This is a genomic window from Halomonas sp. KHS3 (genome assembly GCF_000830495.1).
In the GTDB taxonomy this organism is placed as follows: Bacteria; Pseudomonadota; Gammaproteobacteria; order Pseudomonadales; family Halomonadaceae; genus Vreelandella; species Vreelandella titanicae.
Window position 1 is genome coordinate 1,253,321 of the sequence record NZ_JWHY01000002.1, and the last position, 17,615, is coordinate 1,270,935.

General features: G+C 52.8%; 18 protein-coding genes. 8 read left to right on the forward strand and 10 right to left on the reverse strand.

The annotated features are described in order from the left end of the window. From RO22_RS07785 to RO22_RS07820, 8 genes are all read right to left on the reverse strand, one after another. Positions 1–1,275, reverse strand: a complete 1,275-nt coding sequence (locus RO22_RS07785; RefSeq protein ID WP_041157999.1) for a TRAP transporter large permease — start codon at positions 1,273–1,275, stop codon at positions 1–3. Next, positions 1,272–1,814, reverse strand: coding sequence for a TRAP transporter small permease (locus tag RO22_RS07790; RefSeq protein WP_041158000.1), 543 nt, complete (start codon positions 1,812–1,814; stop codon positions 1,272–1,274). Before RO22_RS07790 ends, RO22_RS07785 begins: the two co-directional genes overlap by 4 nt. After that, positions 1,814–2,812, reverse strand: coding sequence for a TRAP transporter substrate-binding protein (locus RO22_RS07795; RefSeq protein ID WP_009287712.1), 999 nt, complete (start codon positions 2,810–2,812; stop codon positions 1,814–1,816). Before RO22_RS07795 ends, RO22_RS07790 begins: the two co-directional genes overlap by 1 nt. A 286-nt stretch (positions 2,813–3,098) precedes the next feature. Beyond that, positions 3,099–3,764: an HAD family hydrolase gene (locus RO22_RS07800; protein WP_041158001.1), complete on the reverse strand. Its 666-nt coding sequence runs from the start codon at positions 3,762–3,764 to the stop codon at positions 3,099–3,101. Further along, a complete protein-coding gene (locus RO22_RS07805; protein ID WP_041158002.1) occupies positions 3,761–4,735 on the reverse strand; it encodes a 2-hydroxyacid dehydrogenase in 975 nt (324 codons plus the stop codon). Before RO22_RS07805 ends, RO22_RS07800 begins: the two co-directional genes overlap by 4 nt. 78 nt (positions 4,736–4,813) lie before the next feature. Further along, the gene (locus RO22_RS07810; RefSeq protein ID WP_041158003.1) at positions 4,814–5,797 is read right to left on the reverse strand and encodes a sugar kinase; all 984 of its coding nucleotides are present in this window, start codon (positions 5,795–5,797) and stop codon (positions 4,814–4,816) included. Between the two features lie 86 nt (positions 5,798–5,883). Beyond that, positions 5,884–6,900, reverse strand: coding sequence for a substrate-binding domain-containing protein (locus RO22_RS07815; RefSeq protein WP_041158004.1), 1,017 nt, complete (start codon positions 6,898–6,900; stop codon positions 5,884–5,886). Between the two features lie 134 nt (positions 6,901–7,034). Beyond that, positions 7,035–8,774 (reverse strand): HD domain-containing phosphohydrolase, encoded by a 1,740-nt coding sequence (locus tag RO22_RS07820; RefSeq protein ID WP_052475559.1) that lies wholly within the window; start codon positions 8,772–8,774, stop codon positions 7,035–7,037. Between the two features lie 279 nt (positions 8,775–9,053). Here RO22_RS07820 and RO22_RS07825 point away from each other — a divergent pair, with 279 nt between their 5' ends. Together RO22_RS07825 and RO22_RS07830 are read left to right on the forward strand one after the other, a co-directional pair. After that, positions 9,054–9,893: a methyltransferase domain-containing protein gene (locus RO22_RS07825; RefSeq protein WP_041158005.1), complete on the forward strand. Its 840-nt coding sequence runs from the start codon at positions 9,054–9,056 to the stop codon at positions 9,891–9,893. Next, the gene (locus RO22_RS07830) at positions 9,890–10,894 is read left to right on the forward strand and encodes a methyltransferase (RefSeq protein ID WP_041158006.1); all 1,005 of its coding nucleotides are present in this window, start codon (positions 9,890–9,892) and stop codon (positions 10,892–10,894) included. Before RO22_RS07825 ends, RO22_RS07830 begins: the two co-directional genes overlap by 4 nt. Positions 10,895–10,917: 23 nt before the next feature. Here RO22_RS07830 and RO22_RS07835 read toward each other — a convergent pair whose 3' ends face one another. Next, positions 10,918–11,673, reverse strand: coding sequence for a FadR/GntR family transcriptional regulator (locus RO22_RS07835; RefSeq protein WP_009287716.1), 756 nt, complete (start codon positions 11,671–11,673; stop codon positions 10,918–10,920). Between the two features lie 248 nt (positions 11,674–11,921). On the opposite strand from RO22_RS07835, the gene RO22_RS07840 reads away from it, so the two are divergent. The 4 genes from RO22_RS07840 to RO22_RS07855 all read left to right on the forward strand — a co-directional run bounded on the left by RO22_RS07840 (position 11,922) and on the right by RO22_RS07855 (position 15,432). Next, positions 11,922–12,662 carry an SDR family oxidoreductase gene (locus RO22_RS07840; protein WP_022524025.1) on the forward strand — a complete coding sequence of 247 codons (741 nt, stop codon included), beginning with the start codon at positions 11,922–11,924 and terminating at the stop codon, positions 12,660–12,662. Between the two features lie 22 nt (positions 12,663–12,684). After that, positions 12,685–13,527, forward strand: coding sequence for a fumarylacetoacetate hydrolase family protein (locus tag RO22_RS07845; RefSeq protein ID WP_041158007.1), 843 nt, complete (start codon positions 12,685–12,687; stop codon positions 13,525–13,527). Positions 13,528–13,550: 23 nt separating this feature from the next. Next, the gene (locus RO22_RS07850; protein WP_027959023.1) at positions 13,551–14,573 is read left to right on the forward strand and encodes a zinc-binding alcohol dehydrogenase family protein; all 1,023 of its coding nucleotides are present in this window, start codon (positions 13,551–13,553) and stop codon (positions 14,571–14,573) included. Between the two features lie 130 nt (positions 14,574–14,703). Continuing rightward, positions 14,704–15,432 carry an SIMPL domain-containing protein gene (locus tag RO22_RS07855; RefSeq protein WP_022524022.1) on the forward strand — a complete coding sequence of 243 codons (729 nt, stop codon included), beginning with the start codon at positions 14,704–14,706 and terminating at the stop codon, positions 15,430–15,432. Positions 15,433–15,460: 28 nt separating this feature from the next. On the opposite strand, the gene greB is transcribed toward RO22_RS07855, so the two are convergent. Then, a complete protein-coding gene (greB, locus tag RO22_RS07860) occupies positions 15,461–15,991 on the reverse strand; it encodes a transcription elongation factor GreB (RefSeq protein ID WP_009287719.1) in 531 nt (176 codons plus the stop codon). A gap of 172 nt (positions 15,992–16,163) precedes the next feature. Between greB and RO22_RS07865 the strand changes: the two genes are divergently transcribed. Beyond that, the gene (locus RO22_RS07865) at positions 16,164–16,823 is read left to right on the forward strand and encodes a tetratricopeptide-like helical (RefSeq protein ID WP_041158008.1); all 660 of its coding nucleotides are present in this window, start codon (positions 16,164–16,166) and stop codon (positions 16,821–16,823) included. 72 nt (positions 16,824–16,895) lie between these two features. Beyond that, the gene (locus RO22_RS07870) at positions 16,896–17,615 is read left to right on the forward strand and encodes an NUDIX domain-containing protein (RefSeq protein WP_041158009.1); all 720 of its coding nucleotides are present in this window, start codon (positions 16,896–16,898) and stop codon (positions 17,613–17,615) included.

The following is a 17,615-nucleotide window of genomic DNA, read 5'->3' on the forward strand; positions in this document are numbered from 1 at the left end:
TCACGAGAACAGCGTGAGCGGCCACAGGGTGATAGCCGGAAAGGTAATGACCAGCAGCATCACCAGGAGGTTTGCGAGCAGAAACGGGAGGGCGCCGCGGAAAATACGCCCAATCGAGAGGCCTGTGATGGATGAGCAGACGTTCAGGCACATGCCCACCGGCGGCGTGACCAAGCCAATAGCTAGGCCACTGATCAACAGGACACCAAACTGCACAGGTGAAATATTGGCCAGGGCAAGCACCGGCAGCACCACTGGGGTAATCAGCAAAATCGCGGGGGTCACATCAATAAAGGTGCCGATCAGTAGCACGGCAGCTGCAATCACCAGCAGGAGCAATATCGGGGTAAGATCCAGCTCGCCTAAAAAGCCTGCCAACAGCTGGGGAATCTGCTCCATCGAGAGAATCCATACGTACAGCTGACTCATGGCGATAATGATCATCACCGTTGCACTGGTCATTACGGCAGAGCGAAACAGTGCAGGTAGTTCACGCAGTTTGAGGCTTTTAAATACCACCAAGGCCAGAAACAGCGCATAGCCCACGCCTAACGCGGCAGACTCAGTGGCCGTAGCGACACCGCCGACCACTGCACCCACTACAAACAGGGGGATTAATAGCGCGAGTACCGCACGCTGGATCACCTGACGGCGCTGTTGCGGGTTTAACCCTGCGTGGGCACGGGGGTAGCCTTGACGACCGGCCATTAGCGCAATGATGCCCATCATCAGCAGGCCAATAAGTAGACCTGGGATAAGGCTCGCCATAAACATGGTGCCGATAGACTGCTGCGCGGTAACGGCGTAGATCACCATGGGCACACTGGGGGGAATGATCATGCCCATGGTGGAAGAGGCCACGGTAATGCCGCTGGCGGTTTCGACGCTGTATCCTTTGCGTGCCATCTCCGGAATCATGGCGGAACCCACCGACGCCGTATCCGATACAGAAGAGCCTGATATGCCGCCAAAGATCATCGATGTCGAGATATTGACGTGTCCCAGCCCACCTGGAAAACGGCCTACCAACATCAAACAGAAGTCGATAAGGCGTGCGGTAATGCCTGAGGCGTTCATCACCAGTCCCATCAAAATGAACAGGGGCAGGGCAATCATGGTGTACAGATCCATACCGGACAGTACCCGCTGGGGCAGCACGCCAATCAAGCCTGGTTGCATGATCAAAAAGTAAACCAACCCCGAAAGCCCTAGCGAGTAGGCGATGGGTACCCCAATCAGCAACAGCACCATCAGGCTAACAAGCAGTAAAATCATGCCTGGCCCTCCTGCGCGTCTTCTCGTTGAGCGGAGGGCCGCTCGCCACCCATTAGCACCGCCAAAGAAAATAGAATGACCAGTAGCGCGCCAATAGGGACGCTGATTTGCACTACCCAATTGGGCACATCCAGTACGGCGGAGCGGAAGCGACCGACTTGCCCAATCCAGCTGATGCTGAGCCATGCCAAATAGCCATTGAATAGCATCACGAGACAATGGCGTAAGCGGTTCAGCCAGACGGCTATTGCCGTAGGCAGTGCATCCACAAGCACGCTGATACGGATATGCTCGCCGCGCAAAATGGCGACCGATGCCCCCAGTGCGGTGGAATACACAAAGAGAAAACGCATCACCTCTTCAGCACCGGCAAAGCCAATGCTGAATACGTAGCGCAGTATCACCAGTGCCAAGCAGAGCAGGAAAACCGCCGCAATCAATGCGGCGATCAGATTTTCCAGCAGGCTAGCGAAGCGGCGCATTACCCGCATCAAGGCGGTATCTTCCGCCATCGGCTGCGCCAGTGGAGGTGGATTCATTACTCCAGTACCTCGGCTTGATCAGTCAGTGCGAGCACTTGCTCTAATTGCTCCTGGCTAAAGTCACCACGCTCAACAAAGTGCTCCCAGACAGGAACGACGGCATCTACAAAGCCTTGGCGGTGTTCGTCGGCGATGTCATTAATGCTCATGTGCTCGCCCAGTGTTTCGAGGTAGTTGGCTTCGGAAGCTAGCCAAATTTCGTTGGAGCGAGTCATCGTCTCTTGAGCGACGTCGTCAACGATCATCTGCAGCTCTTCAGGGAGCTGGTCGTACCACTGGGCGCTGATAAAGAAGGGATCAGGATGGATTTGCCAGTTCAGTAATGACATGTACTCCTGAGCTTCATGGAATTTCATATCGGCGATATTGGAGGGCGGGTTTTCTTGCCCATCGACCACGCCTGTGCGTAACGCCATATAGGTCTCGGTGTAAGGCACTTGCTGGGGGGAGGCTCCCAGCGCTTCAAACGCCCGCAGCGTGGGAGCCAGTGGCGGGGTGCGAATCTTCAAGCCACGGAGGTCATCAACTTGATTAACGGCGCGAACGTTATTGGTTAACTGGCGCATACCACCTGCAACGCCGGTCACCGGTATGTGCAGCTGACTTTCACGTGCGCCTTCATTAATGGCCTGGCCAAGCTCGCCTTCCATAACGTCAATGGCCTGTTCTGGTGTGGTGAACAGGAACGGCATGGTATAGATCAGGTAGGCGGGGTTAGCTTGGGCAAACAAGCCACCGCGATAGCCCTGAATAAGCCCCATTTGGACTTGCTGGAGTACGTCCTCCTCCTTCCCCAGGGTGCCATTGAAATAGAGTTCGACAGCGATACGCCCATCACTGCGCTCTTCAAGCGCTTCTTTGAAGTAGCGCATGGACTCAGAACGCGGCGCCTCATCGGTTTGCGAATGAGCATACTTGAAGGTGAAATCGGCAGCTTGGAGCGATGTGGTGAAGCCAATAGCGAGGCTGGCCATCATTAAGTGGGTTAGGCGCATGGAAGGTTCTCCGTTTTATTGTGATGTTTTTGTTGCGATGCGATGGATATTTTCTCAAATATAAAATCTGTTTTTATATTTGATGTGAGGCCAAGCTTAACGTCATTCCTGCATAGGTCAATGCTTGGGCTATGCGACATTGGTCGCGATGCATATTTTCAGTACAGAGAGAGGGGGTTATAAGCACGCAGGCGGTGTCGTCGGCAGGCACGGGAAACATGCCTGTCGAGGGCGGGCGTTGGAGAGTTGATTAGCGGCGGTTAATCAGTTAACCAAGCAACCGCGATCAGAAGTGTAGGCGCGCAATGGCGGTGGGAAGCTCGCTGGCGTGGTGGATACCAATCGCCCCTTCGGGGGTGAGTTCTTCATTAGGGAAGTGGTTGAGGTGAATCACGTGCATGCCCGCCGCTAGCCCCGCTTCCACACCCACCGCCGCGTCATCGATCACCACGCACTGCTGAGGAGCATGGCCCATAGCGGCGGCAGCTTTACGGTACAGCTCGGGGTCGGGTTTCCAGACGTTGAGGGTATAGGCGCTAAAGAGCTTGTCAGCAAAGTGATGGCCTAGTTCGGTGCTTTCCAGCGCACAGCGAATTTTGCGCTCGGGGCCATTAGAGACCACGGCCTTGGGGTGGCTACTTAACTGTTCCAGTGCGGCGACCATACCAGGAATCGCCACCAGCTCGGCACGCATACGGGCTTCCATACGCGCCCGCATACCTGCCTCAAGCTGGGAAAATGCATCTTCTGCTAATGTTTGAAAACGCTTTTCCAGGGTTTGGACGATCGTCTGGAAACGCACCCCGCGAAATTCATCCATATACTGACGCGCTGAAAAGGGTAAGCCGAACTCGGGAAGAATATCCCCCATTACCTCGGCAAGCAGTATTTCGCTGTCCACCAGGGTGCCATCGCAATCGAACAGTAAGCATAGGGGCGTGGCAGGCTTCATTGATAGGTTTCCTCGTTGACTAAGCTAATTGGCCGCTCACCCTGGAGTGCTAGACGAATATTATCCACCGCTCGCTGGGCCATGGCGTCGCGGGTCTCATGGGTAGCAGAGCCGATATGCGGCAGGGCGACCACATTGGGCATCTTCGTCAGCGGTGATGCAGCGCGTAGTGGCTCCTGCTCAAATACATCCAGCCCGGCTGCTTGAATAACGCTGGTTTCCAAGGCGTGTATTAAGGCGCTTTCATCGACGACTTTGCCGCGGGCGATATTGATAAAAATGCCTGAAGGCTTCATCAGCGCAAACTCTTGGGCACCGATCAAATGCTCGGTCTCGGCGGTAAGCGGCACAGTGACACAGACGAAATCGGCTTCAGCCAATAGCTTGTTGAGTTCGCGGCGCTGCGCGCCAAGCTCACTCTCTAAATCGGGCTTGGGTGAAGCGTTGGAGTAGAGCACCTGCATACCAAAGCCCAGGGCTCCGCGCCTGGCAACGGCTTGGCCAATACGGCCAAATCCCACCATGCCCAGGGTTTTGCCATGTATATCGCTGCCAAACAGCGCCGGGCCAATGCTGGCTTGCCATTTGTCCGCTTTGACCCACTCGGCTAGTTCAACCATCCGGCGCGCCGCGGCCATGATCAACGCAAAACCGGTGTCGGCAGTGGTTTCGGTAAGCACATCAGGCGTATTGCACAGCATAATGCCGCGCTTGGTCAGTTCATCAACGGGAATGTTGTCATAGCCAACAGAGACGGTCGCGATGACTTCCAAGTTGGGCGCTGCGTCCAGCAACTGGGGGGTAATGGCTAAGCCGGAACCGATAATGCCGTGTGTCTCCGCTAATAGAGCGCGATTTTCAGGGGCATCAAGCGAGCTGGTTTTCGGCAACACATCCACTTCAAACAAATCGCTAAGTTCAGTCTGTTGAGCGTCGCTGAGTCGTCCTTGAATCACTAGACGTTTTTTCATTGTTATCTCCATGGTGAAAAGCCTGTTATCTAAAACCTGTTATTTAAAACCTGCTATTTAAAAAATAGTGTGTGGCGATTAGCCAATGGGTTGGTCGACTTCAAGCGCTAGTAGTTGCTCGCGATTAGGCAGACCTTCCATATCACCCACTACCTGGATGGCTTGGGCGCCAATGAGGTTGCCGCGTTGGGCGGCTTGACGCGCCGTTCTTCCGTCAAGCAGGGCGCTAATGACACCGACGGCGAAGCCATCGCCTGCACCTACGGTATCCACCACCTCAGCAACGTGGCAACCGGCCACTGTAAAGCTCTCTTCTTGCCCATCCAGGTTGCCACGGTAATAGCTACCTTCGGGGCCCAGCTTGATGATCACAGCCGAGGCACCTTGATCCAGATAATAGCCTGCTATGTCGTAAGGCGTCTTCTGCCCGGTGAGAAGCTGGCCCTCTGAAAGCCCAGGCAACACCCAATCGGCGCGACCTGCGAGTTCATTAAGGGTCGACCGCATAACGTTTTCACTGGGCCAAAGTGACGGCCGTAAATTGGGGTCAAAGGAAATACTAGCGCCGTGGGCGCGGGCCTCTTCCATCAAATGATGGCTAAGCTGGCAGGCGCTTTCAGATAACGCTGGGGTAATACCCGTCGCGTGAAGGTGGTTAAGCGCCTGAAAGTCGACACTCAGGGCGTCGTCAATAGTGAGATGGCTGGCGGCACTGCCACGTCTGAAATACTCTACTCGCGGGTCGGCGCCGTTCTGGGCACGTTCTTTAAAGAGCAGCCCGGTGGGGTGCTGTGCATCGGCGTGAATATAGCGATCATCGATACCTTCCGCTGTTAATGCCGCCTGAATAAACCCTCCAAAGCTATCGGTTCCCACTCGACTTAACCAGCCCACGTGGAAACCCAGCCTGGAGAGGCCGATAGCGACATTATTATCGGCGCCTGCCAAGCGGCGGTGGAAACGATCAATGTTGGATAAGTCGCCTGGTGAATCAGCGACAAACATAGCCATGGCTTCGCCGAAGGTGAGAATTTCTGGTGGGTTAGAGAAGGAGTGAGGCATAGTCAGTAATCTCTTCGAGTTGTTCATTATCATCCAATGGGAACGATACCATTTTTGTGGCAATTTTTTAGCACCGACTAAAAAAATTAGCGTTGAGTAGAACCTCGTTCGATCAGAGTAGGTGAAAAACTCAGCGCCGCTGGCATTGATGATACGTGGGGCGCAATGCGATGCATCAAGCATTGAACAGCCGTTTTACCCATTGCATCGGTGGGTTGGGCAAGCGTGGTAATGCCGGGAGAGATCAAAGCGCACCAATCGAGTTCATCAATCCCCATCAAGCCTACCTTGCCAAGCAGTAAGTCCAACTGCTGAAACAGGCGGGTCACGGTTAGGGTGGCAGTGCCATTGCCGCACAAGACAGCGCAAGCGTGCTGTTGGTGGGTGGCTAAAAAGTCGCTTAATTCTTGAAGCGTTGCAGTGCCATCTGAGTTAGCAAGCAGGGAGGATGAATGAATAAGCCCCAACTGCTCGGCAGTGTGGTTAAAGCGGGCCAAGCGTTTTTGTCGGGTGCTTGACTGCTGGGGAGCTTCGCTGACATACAGCACGGCCTGGTAGCCCTGATCGGCCAAGTGTTCTAGCGCCATATCGATCGCCAGGTGATTATCGAGTCCAACCACCTCCGCTTCCACATGATCGACTTCGCGGTCTAGCAGCACAATGGGTGTCCCCTGGCTGATGAAAGTATGTAGTTGGCGTTCAGGGCTGCCGGATGCATTTACCACGAGACCTTCCACCTGATAGGCACCCAACAGGTCTAAATGCTGGCGCTCCTGTTCTGGGTCGTTATCAGTATTACATACTACCAATGAGTAGCCGTATTGGCGGCACGCTTGCTCTACACCATGTGTGATAGCCACTGAAAATGGGTTGCGGATATCTGCCACCAACATACCTAACAATTTAGAGCGACCACCTTTTAACCCGCGTGCCATTTGATTTGGCTGGTAGCCAAGGGTACCTGCCGCATGGGCGATGCGCGCTTGAAGTGAGGGCGAGAGCCGATCACGCTCTTCGCCAAAATAGCGCGATACGCTGGTTTTAGAGGCACCAGCGAGGCGGGCTACTTCAAGAATGGTGGAACGGCGCGGTGTAGGTGGCATAGTGTACTTTAAAATAGAGTGCTTAAATAAATAGCGTTTTGCGTTAAAGTGTCTTCCGTTACATTGTGATTAACGGAATGAAAGTAGCTCAATTTTGGGTGTTTGCTAGGCCAAAAGCAACGGCGTGCGAGCCGCTAAGGGTGATTGGCCATATGAATATTGTAGTCTGTGGGGTTCACCGTGCCCTCAAGACGTCCAATTTGAGTAAAGTCATTATTTTCAAGAACCGTGTCAATAGATGTGTCTCTAAAGGAGAGGTTTTTAATAACGTTAACTTTACACGGCATTCCCTTTGCATCTACATCCATTATCCATGCTAAGAAACCGTTTGAGAACTTTGCTAAGCTACCGATAGGGTATAAGCCAAAGTGTTGGATATACTCTACAAGTAATGACTTTTCATAAATAGTTGGGCAGTTATTAACCCAGCGGTAGGCATCAAGAGGTTGCCGCGGATGCTGACCATTTCGCTCATGGGTTAATTTATTGATTATTTTAATAACACTGATTAGTCGAACACGCTCGGATAACTCTGCAGCCTGCTTTCCTGCTGGATAGCCGCTGCCATCGAGCCGTTCGTTGGCATTGAGGATAATGTCATGGCAGGCTGGGCTGGCGACCCAGCCCAGTGCTGTTAGCTTGTTATTCAGTGCAACAACATGTTCTTTGAGTAGCTCGGCTTGCGATGGAGACATGCGAATTTTAAGTGAGGGGAGCTGTTCGCTAATCAGCAGTGGTTTACCCATAGTGTGTAGTAGGGCGCCCGCCACTGTTTCCCGTGTCTGTGACGCGTATGGGTCACGACTGATCAGGATCATTGCTAGCTGGCTACTCACTTGTATGGCATGGCGCACCCACTCGGGTTCATCATGCAAAAAAGCCAGTGCATACTGAAGCCCCCTTCGGTCTTGAGTGACCATATAAAGAAGGCTGTCGACACATTCATAGAGGCTCTCTTCTGGAAATAAATCCTTGTTTTTAGTAAACATTAACATGACTTGTAGCTGGTGAGCGACTTCAAGAACACCGCGTAACAGAGGAGATCGTTGGCTACTCTTGGTTTGATCATGCTCTTCTTTGTGCTGCATTTTCTTCTCTTTGACATCTGCGATGAAAAGCCGTGACTTAGCTCGAGAGGAGCTATCCTGTATACCTGAGCGAAAAGCAGCTTCGAACTCAGATTCCGATACATAATGGAAAAGAGTCTCAGTCATCGTGGCTGACATATTAATAAACTCAATACCGATAGCCGCATAGTCATGGCTCCCAAAAGGTCGCATATGACAAATACGTCCTTGAGTGTTGAATATTTCTCCGTTTGGAAACTCGAGAGTGACCTCCGGCAGTACCTGATTAATGCTAAGAGCCATGCTATCTTCCAGTCTGACATACACCATGCAGCCACCTACTGAAAGGTTACGCACTTTACCTTCCACGTTGAGCTCATGGGCAAATACTTCCAAGTGCACACGTGCGTGCATACCCAGAATGAAGGGTACACGCAAAGCTCTTCGATTATCGGAGGAAAAAATAGAGCCGGGAAGCTGGCACTCTAAATGGTAAGTGCAGGTATCTATTTTAATGACGTGTGCCGGCACTTGTTCAATATTATAAATTTCTTCTTCTATACCTGGCGTAGGATGGGAAGCTTCTATGTCAAAGCAAATGGTGTCGTTTTGCAAATAAGGAGAAAGCGAGCTACCTGTGTAATGTATCGCTAACGTTATTTTACCACTGTCCAATTCTATCTTAATAGCCTTCGCCTCTATTGCGTAGGCCGCTTCTTTTGAAAAAATAGAAATAGTATGTTCTTTTTTTAGCAAAGACCGTATTATTTGCCCAGTGGTATTTTGGTTCGCCGTATTGATAATCATATAAAATCCACCGTATTTATTTTGTTATAATTAATATCGACTTGGTGGTGACTGCTATATGCTTCTATTGCTTGTCACTCCTACCATGATAGGACATTTTTCCTGTGTCGATTAGCTATTATTTCGCTCCAGTTTGCAAACCTATTTATATCGATTTTAAGAGTCATTTGTAATGATTTGATAATTTTTGTTTATGTTTGATGCAGGCCAGGCCGCCATTCGGCCGGGTAGGGATAATCAGGTAAACTGCACGCTTTCTTTTACAGCGATGCTCGCGGCATGCCCTCAAACCCTAAATCACTCCATTCTCAATCGAGCAGCTATGAATTAACGCCGTCTGGCGATCGCTATTTCGATGGCCTAGCCGAGAAATTCTCCCGTTCGCTCTATCAGGCGCCCCGGGGCGAGCTGCGTCTCGCAATGCTCGACTACCTGCTACCGGAAATGCTGAATCTAGAGGGGCAGTGCGTGCTGGACGTGGGCGGTGGCCTGGGCCAGCAGGCGGCATGGTTTGCTGAGCGGGGGCACGATGTCACGATGACTGAACCCTCAGCAGATATGTTGAGCTACGCCAAAACCTGGCACCGGGACGTTAAAACGTTACCGGAAGAGGCTATTACTTATCTGCAGGCGCCGCTACAACTGTTAACAGAACAAGCTCCTGGCCCATGGCCGCTTATTACCTGCCATGCAGTGTTGGAGTGGTTGGGCGACCCGCAAGCAGCACTGGCTACCTTGAGTCATTTATTGACACCGGGTGGCCAGCTTAGCTTGATGGTGTTTAATCGCGATGCACTGCGCTTTTCCAACGCGGTCAAAGGCAATCTTGAGAAGGCGTTGAGCGACCGCTTAGCGGGGAAGGGCAAGCGACAACGATTGACGCCTATTTCGCCCGTTAGTCATGCCGAGGTTGAGCAGTGGAGTGCAGATAACGGCTTAGTGATAGATGCAGTCGCCGGTATCCGCGTTTTTCAAGATTACTTGCGCCACCCTCCCGCCACGCCAGTAGAAACTGAAACGCTGCTGGCGCTGGAAAAAAAGTATTGTCGCCATGACCCCCATTGGCGCTTAGGCCGCTACCTACTTTATACATTAATTAAACCGGAGATCGTTGAATGAGTGCCCAAGCCCCAGCGTGCCAACTGTTAGAGCGGCAAAAAGATAACTATGTAGCGCTGTGGGTCATTGGCCCGCCAGTCGATAGCTGGCTTATTGATCAATCGACGGGTGTGGTCAGTGGCGATTTTGACGTGCTGCGTGAGTGGCAGGCTAAAGGCAAACAGGCCCGAGCGCCTTTTGACTTAGCAGCGGGTGAGCCATTCGGCAAAGAGATGGTGCTGTTTTGGCCGAAGGCGCATCAGTTAGGTATTTGGTGGCTCAAGTGGTTATGTGAGCAGCTACCTGAAGGCACACCCATTGAAATTGTCGGCGAGCATCAAGGTGGCATTAAACGCGTTCCCAAGATGCTGGAAGAGCTGGGGATGCCTTGGGATAAGCGCGACAACGCCCGGCGCTGTTCACTCTTTGCCACCCAAACCGTGGCATTGGATTCGACTAGCGATAGCGCTTGGCAGCAATTCGAGACATTAGGGCTGACGCTGAACAGCCACCCGGGCGTATTTGGCCACGGCAAAGTCGATGAAGGAACGCTGTTACTGTTGGAAAGCATTGAGAATAGCTTGCCGAAAAAACCGCTCAAAGTGCTGGATATGGGCTGTGGCGATGGGATTATTAGCGCTTGGTTGGCCCAGCGTGGCCATCATGTGACCGCGGTGGACGTCAGCGCTTTTGCGGTAGAGGCGTGTAAGCGCACTTTGGCGGCGAATGGGCTAGAGGGGCGGGTACTCTGCAGTGATGTATTCAGTGCACTTGAAGGTGAGCAGTTTGACTGGATTGTTAGCAACCCGCCTTTCCATAAAGAGCGTGATATCAGTTATGGCCCTAGCCAGCGTTTGATCAGCGCAGCGCCAGAGCATCTCAATGCGGGCGGGCGGTTAATCCTGGTGGCAAATGGCTTTTTGCCCTATCCAGACCACTTGCAGCGGGCATTTCAAGACTTCCAGACCCTGGCGGATAATCGCCGCTTCAAGGTTTACGGTGCGATTAAGTTACAGCGCTAGATCTACGGCATTTGATGAGGTACTTACTCAGCAAAGAAAACATTAAGTACGTGATCCAGATGCACTTCCATAGCACGACGAGCAGCCGCCGGGTCACGTTCTTCAATGGCTTCAACGATGCGCTTATGGTCATCCTGGGAGCGCTGCGGCATATCTGTTTCCATAAAGAGTTCCTGGAGTCGACGAAACATGGCGCCGTACTTGTGGCCAAGCAGATGCTTGATGACAAGTGCGTAGGCCGCGTTGCCTGAGGCCTCAGCAATACGAATATGCAGTAATCGATCTCCGGCGCAGTTGCGCCCGCCATTGGCGTTGTCAGACACATTCCGCTCAAATGCCAAACGGATCGCTTTCATATCCTCTTCAGTGGCGTTCATGGCTGCTAACGCGGCAATTTCCGGTTCCAGATAGCGGCGCGTCTGGAGAAGTGAAAAGGGCGGGATCTCTTCGTCCAGATTGAGCTCAATTTCGCTCTCGAACTCTGGGTCTATTGCCCAGGGCTCGGTTCGAGCGGCTGCGCGCATCACCGACTCCATGGGAGTGGAACGCGATTCAAGCACCACGACACCATGGCCGACTCGAACAGCTACCTGCCCAACCACTTCGAGAGCAATCAAGGCCTCTCTCACTGAAGCCCGACTAACGCCAAGAGCTTGGGCAAGCTCTCGCTCGGGGGGTAACAGCGTTCCTGGGGGAAACTCACCATCATTGATTAACTGCTGTAATTGATCAGCAATCTGGCGATAGAGGCGCTGCGAGCGGATGGTTTGAATCGGCATTCGTGGTGTTTCCTATCCGTTTCACTGGTGTTTTTCGACTAAAGTTGATGGCTACTAAAGTTTATTCCCAAAAGCTGCTATTTGGCCTTTTGAGGCTTGTCAGGGTCAAAGTTTCTCGCTCATACTCGGCTCATTGGTCAGGCCATTAGGTGTCTGGATGATTTGGCCTAATGTATGTTCCCATTCTTTTCAAGGTCGTGCCACAGCTTTTAGGGGCGCGCCTTAGCCGTTAGGGATGTGCAAATAACATGAGACTCAAGAACAAAACTGCACTGATCACCGCCGCTGCAAACGGCATTGGGCGTGCTAGCGTCGAGCGCTTTGTTGCCGAGGGCGCACGCGTATTCGCGACAGATATCGATATTGCCAGCTTAGAAGGTATACCGGGTGTTGAAGCTTATCGCCTGGACGTCACGGATAGCCAAGCGATCCACCATTTAGCCGCTTCACTGCCAGCCTTGGATGTACTGTTTAACTGCGCCGGTATGGTGGCAGGTGGCAGCGTACTCGAATGCGACGAGGCCACTTGGCAGCGATCGATGGATCTGAATGTCACTTCAATGTTTCATACCTTGCAGGCTTTTTTACCGGGCATGTTGGCAAAAGAGAGTGGCAGCATCATCAACATGGCTTCCCTGGCATCTAGCATTAAGGGAGTTGCTAATCGCTGCGCTTACGGTACCTCTAAAGCCGCGGTGATCGGACTGACCAAGTCAGTCGCCGCCGACTTTATGACCCAGGGAATTCGCTGCAATGCGATCTGCCCTGGCACCGTTGAGTCTCCCTCTCTCAAACAGCGTATTGCTGAGCAGGCACGTAAAGAGGGGCGCAGTGATGCAGAGGTGCTAGCCTCTTTTATTGCCCGTCAGCCAATGGGTAGGCTGGGGCGAGTGGAGGAAGTGGCTGCGCTGGCGGCTTTCCTGGCTTGTGATGAATCGCAGTTTATTACCGGCACCACGCAATTGATCGATGGTGGTTGGGCTAACTGATTACTTCAGAAGGAATAACAATATGAAACTTTTACGCTTTGGAACGCTGGGCCAGGAAAAGCCGGGCATTCTCGATAGTCAGGGTAAGGTGCGTGATCTGTCCGCTCTCGTTAGCGATGTTGCCGGTGATGTATTGAGCGACGAAGGGTTGCAGAAACTTCGCGATGTGGATCTCTCTATATTGCCAGAGGTCGCGGCTGATGTACGTCTGGGGCCTTGTGTTGGTCAGGTGGGCAAGTTTATTTGTATTGGTCTCAACTACTCCGATCACGCAGCAGAAACCGGCGCCGAGGTTCCCCCTGAGCCGGTCATTTTCAATAAGTGGACAAGCGCTATCTGTGGTCCCAATGACAATGTGGAGATCCCCCGTGGCTCCAAAAAGACCGATTGGGAAGTCGAGCTTGGGGTAATTATTGGAAAGGGTGGTCGTTACATTGATGAAGCTGAGGCGATGTTACATGTGGCGGGGTTCTGCGTAGTTAATGATGTGTCTGAACGTGAGTTTCAGTTGGAGCGCAGTGGTACTTGGGACAAGGGCAAAGGCTGCGATACGTTTGGCCCCTTAGGGCCCTGGTTAGTTACCCGTGATGAGATTGCTGACCCACACCAGTTAGGTATGTGGCTTGAGGTAGACGGCCAGCGTTACCAGGACGGCAATACGCGCACCATGGTGTATCAAGTGCCTTTTCTGATCAGTTACTTGAGCCGTTTTATGAGTTTGCAGCCTGGCGATGTTATCTCCACCGGCACACCTCCCGGTGTGGGTATGGGCCAGAAGCCCGCCGTTTACCTTCGTGATGGACAGCAAATGCGTTTAGGTATTGAGGGCTTAGGTGTGCAGCGGCAGCGGGTCGTTCAGGCCTAAACATAACGAGGAGAAGCGCGCTTATGGAAGTGCTTATCTGTTCAAAGCCGCAACATCTGGAGCTGCGTCACGCTTCTAAGCCAGAGTGTGCCTCTGGGCATGCCGTGGTACGGATACGCCGTATCGGTATCTGCGGAACGGATATTCATGCGTATGGTGGCAATCAACCCTATTTTGAATATCCCAGGGTGTTAGGCCATGAGCTTGCCGGTGAGATAGTCGAAGTCGCTGATGACCATGACCAGCACTTACTGGGCAAGCAGGTTTATGTCATACCCTACCTGCATTGTGGTGAATGCCGTGCCTGCCAGCAGCATAAAACCAACTGCTGCCAGAACATGCAGGTTATTGGCGTACATCAAGATGGTGGCATGGCGGAGTACCTGGCCGTACCTACCACTCACTTAGTGGTATCTGAAACCCTTAGCATCGATCAATTGGCCCTGGTGGAGTGCATGGCAATTGGTGCTCACGCTGTAAGGCGTAGCGTGCTACAAGCGGATGAATTAGCCGTCATCGTGGGTGCGGGGCCTATTGGTATGGGCGTACTCCAGGTCGCTAAAAGCCAGGGGGCGCGTACCTTGATGGTGGATACCAATCCATCACGTCTGGCTTTTTGCCGTGACGTACTGGGTGCCGATGCGGTGGCGAACCCTCAGGAAGTGGAAGTGGCTGCACAGATCAGCAAGCTAAATGGCGGTGCGTTAGCAGATGTGGTGTTTGATGCCACAGGGAGCCCTCGTGCTATGGAGGCTGGGTTCGATCTGGTGGGGCATGGCGGTTGCTATGTTCTGGTGAGTATAGTCAAAGCAGATATTACCTTCAGTGATCCTGATTTCCACAAGAAAGAGTTGACCTTGATCGGCAGCCGTAATGCCACTCGGGAAGACTTTGATAGTGTGGTGTCACTGATGGATAGTGGGGACATCAATGCTGAAGCAATGATTACCCACCGTGCTTACCTTGCTGACGTGCCTGCCCAGATGCCCCAGTGGTGTGACCCCGCTAATCAGGTTATCAAGGCCATGATATCGATTGATCATTAACACTTCTGCATCGTTTCCTCAAACTTGCCACATTCAGCCGCCGACGAATTTACCGGTAAGGTCTATCGTTAAGGACTATGATGCAAATAAGTAGTCGTTAATTTAACGGTAGTGAATAGGAGTGGCAGCAATGGCGGGAAATATTCGAAATACGGCGGTACTGGGAAGTGCCGTTCTGCTGGGCGGGCTGCTGGCGCTAGGGCTGGTATGGAGCGGTAGTTATATCAAGGGCGCCGCAGAAGTGTGGCAGCAGTCGTCGCGTAGCGTCACGGTGCGTGGCTTAGCCGAGCGAGAAGTGCCGGCAGATTTGGTGCTGTGGCCGTTCAATTACAGTGTCAGCGCTAATAGCTTGAGTGACCTTGAGCAGCAGTTGTCCAGTGACGAGCAGGCAATTCGCGATTTTCTGGAGGCCCAGGGGTTTGCATCAGAGCATGTTAGCTCCACTCCGCCGCGGATTACCGACCAATATAGCAATCAGTACGGTGGTCAGCGCCCGGATGAGCGCTATCGCGCCGAAGCAACACTGCTACTGCGCTCCCCCGATGTTGAGGGCGTGATTGAGGCAATCCCCAATGCGACTTCACTGGTTCGAGAGGGCGTACTGCTCTCGCCTAGCTACGAATACCGCACGGAGTTTCTATTTACCGGACTTGATGCGATCAAGCCTGAAATGATTGCGGCGGCCACTGCGGATGCGCGTAACGCCGCACAGCAGTTTGCCGAAGATTCCGGTAGCCAAGTGGGCCAGATTCGTCAGGCGACCCAGGGCTACTTCTCCATCGAGGACTTGGACAGCTACACGCCGCAAACCAAACGTGTTCGCGTTGTCACTACGGTGGACTACTCCTTACAAGATTAGGCCCTAGGCGGCGTTAATGGCGCAGGGATTAGCCAGTGTAATCAATGGCGGTGATGGTATAAAACGTATCACCGTTAGGCGTGAGCACTTTTGCTTCATCACCCACCTGTTTACCGAGCAGTGCTTTAGCCATAGGTGCATCGATACTGATCCAGCGCTTTTTGGTGTCGATTTCATCGTGGCCAACGATCCTGAGATGCACCTCACCGCCACTTTCATCCTCCAGGCTTACATAAGCGCCGAAAAACACCTTGCTGGTATCGGCTGGCAGGCGGTCTACGATTTGCAGTTCGTCCAAGCGTTTCGTCAGGTAAGTAATCCGGGCGATAACGCGGTTCAGCTCTTTCTTGTTATAGGTGTAATCGGCGTTTTCACTGCGGTCGCCCTGGGCGGCTGCTTCGCCGACTTTTGCTGAAATATCCGGGCGTTTAACCCGCGATAGGTGATCCAAGATAGCGCGCAAGCGAGCCGCCCCTTCTGGGGTAATCAGATTGCTCTTAGGGGCTTGACGCGGATCTTTGGCTGGATCGCGCCAGCGGGTCATGTTGCGGCCTTTCATTACCTATTCCCCATCGTGTTTCGAGCTACCCACCTTACGTTAATTGCGCGAAGCAACCAAGCAGCATACTACTGGTAAATCATTCAAACGTTCGTTACATTTTTTGCTATATTGGGCTAGAGGCCCGTCATTGGTGGGTCTAAGTAGGACAACAATAATGTTAGGAGCATGTATGCGAACTCACTCTTTTCCACGTATGTTTTTACCGCGCTCATTAATCGCCGCCGCTATTGGCAGCGCGCTGATGCTGTCTCCGCTAACCGCCTCTGCCTTTGAAGGCGAGCTGTTTTCGCTTAAAAACAGGTGGGAGCATACCGTGACTGAGATGCCCGCCAACGAGCGCGAGAGCACGTTAAAGGCATTGGCAGGTGAAGCGGAGCAGTTGGCCGAGCAGTACAGCGATGAAGCTGATGTACTTGTTTGGCAGGGAATAGTTCTGGCTTCTTATGCCCGTGAGCGCGGTGGTTTAGGCGCATTAGGAATCGCAGGTGATGCGCGTGACGCGTTAGAAAAGGCGATTGAAATAGATCCTCAGGGGTTGAATGGTTCCGCCTACGTCACGCTAGGTGCGCTTTACGATCGCGCTCCGGGACGGCCACTCGGTTTTGGCAATAGTGATACCGCTGAACGCATGTTCCAGCGTGCCTTGGAGATCCGCCCAGACGGCATCGATGTGAACTACTACTACGCTGCCTTTTTGAAAGAAGAGGGCAATGAGCAGGCCGCTCGCGAGCACGCCCAGCGAGCGGTTAACGGCACCGCTCGAGACAACCGGCAAGCCTCCGATGAAGCGCTACGCCGTGATGCCGAAGCGCTGCTTAAGCAGCTGTAAATCCCCCGCTGAATTGGCATTCCCGGTGGCAAGCATTGATAATAGATCGATTATCACCACCGGGAGTGCCTCATGGCGTCCAACTCCAAGCACGATGCTGTTCAGAATCCTAATTTTCAGCGCCCTCCTTTTAAAAACACGGCTCTTAGCGTTCCAGACTTAAAGCGCAATGATGTTGAGCTGCTTAAGCGGGAGACGCTACACCAGGGGTTTTTCCGCCTGGAAGCCTTAGAGCTTCGTCACCGGCTGTTTGAAGGCGGTTGGAGCGAACCCATGCGTCGTGAAGTGCATAATCGCTTTGATGCAGTGGGTGTGCTGCTCTACGACCCCGAACGCGACTCATTGGTGCTCATTGAGCAGTTTCGTGCCGGCGCCATTGATGATTCCGTTTCTCCCTGGAAGCTCGAGCTCGTGGCTGGTTTGGTCGAAAAAGACGAATCGCTGGAAGATGTGGCGCGTCGCGAGGCGTGGGAGGAGGCCGGTTGTAAAGTGGCCCAACTGACCAAACTTCACACGTATTATCCCAGCCCTGGCGCCTGCAGCGAGCAAGTGACACTATTTTGTGGTTTGGTAGATACCCAAGGATTAGGTGGGATTCATGGCCTAGATGAAGAGCATGAGGATATTCGTGTTCACGTCATGCCTTTCGCTAACGCTTGGGAGCTCTTAGAGAAGGGGCGACTCGACAACGCCATGTGTTTAATTGGTCTACATTGGCTGAATAGTCAGCGAGCCTCACTGCGTGCTGCCTCGCAGCGCGCTTTGACGCAAAGCGAAACCGACGAGGAGTGA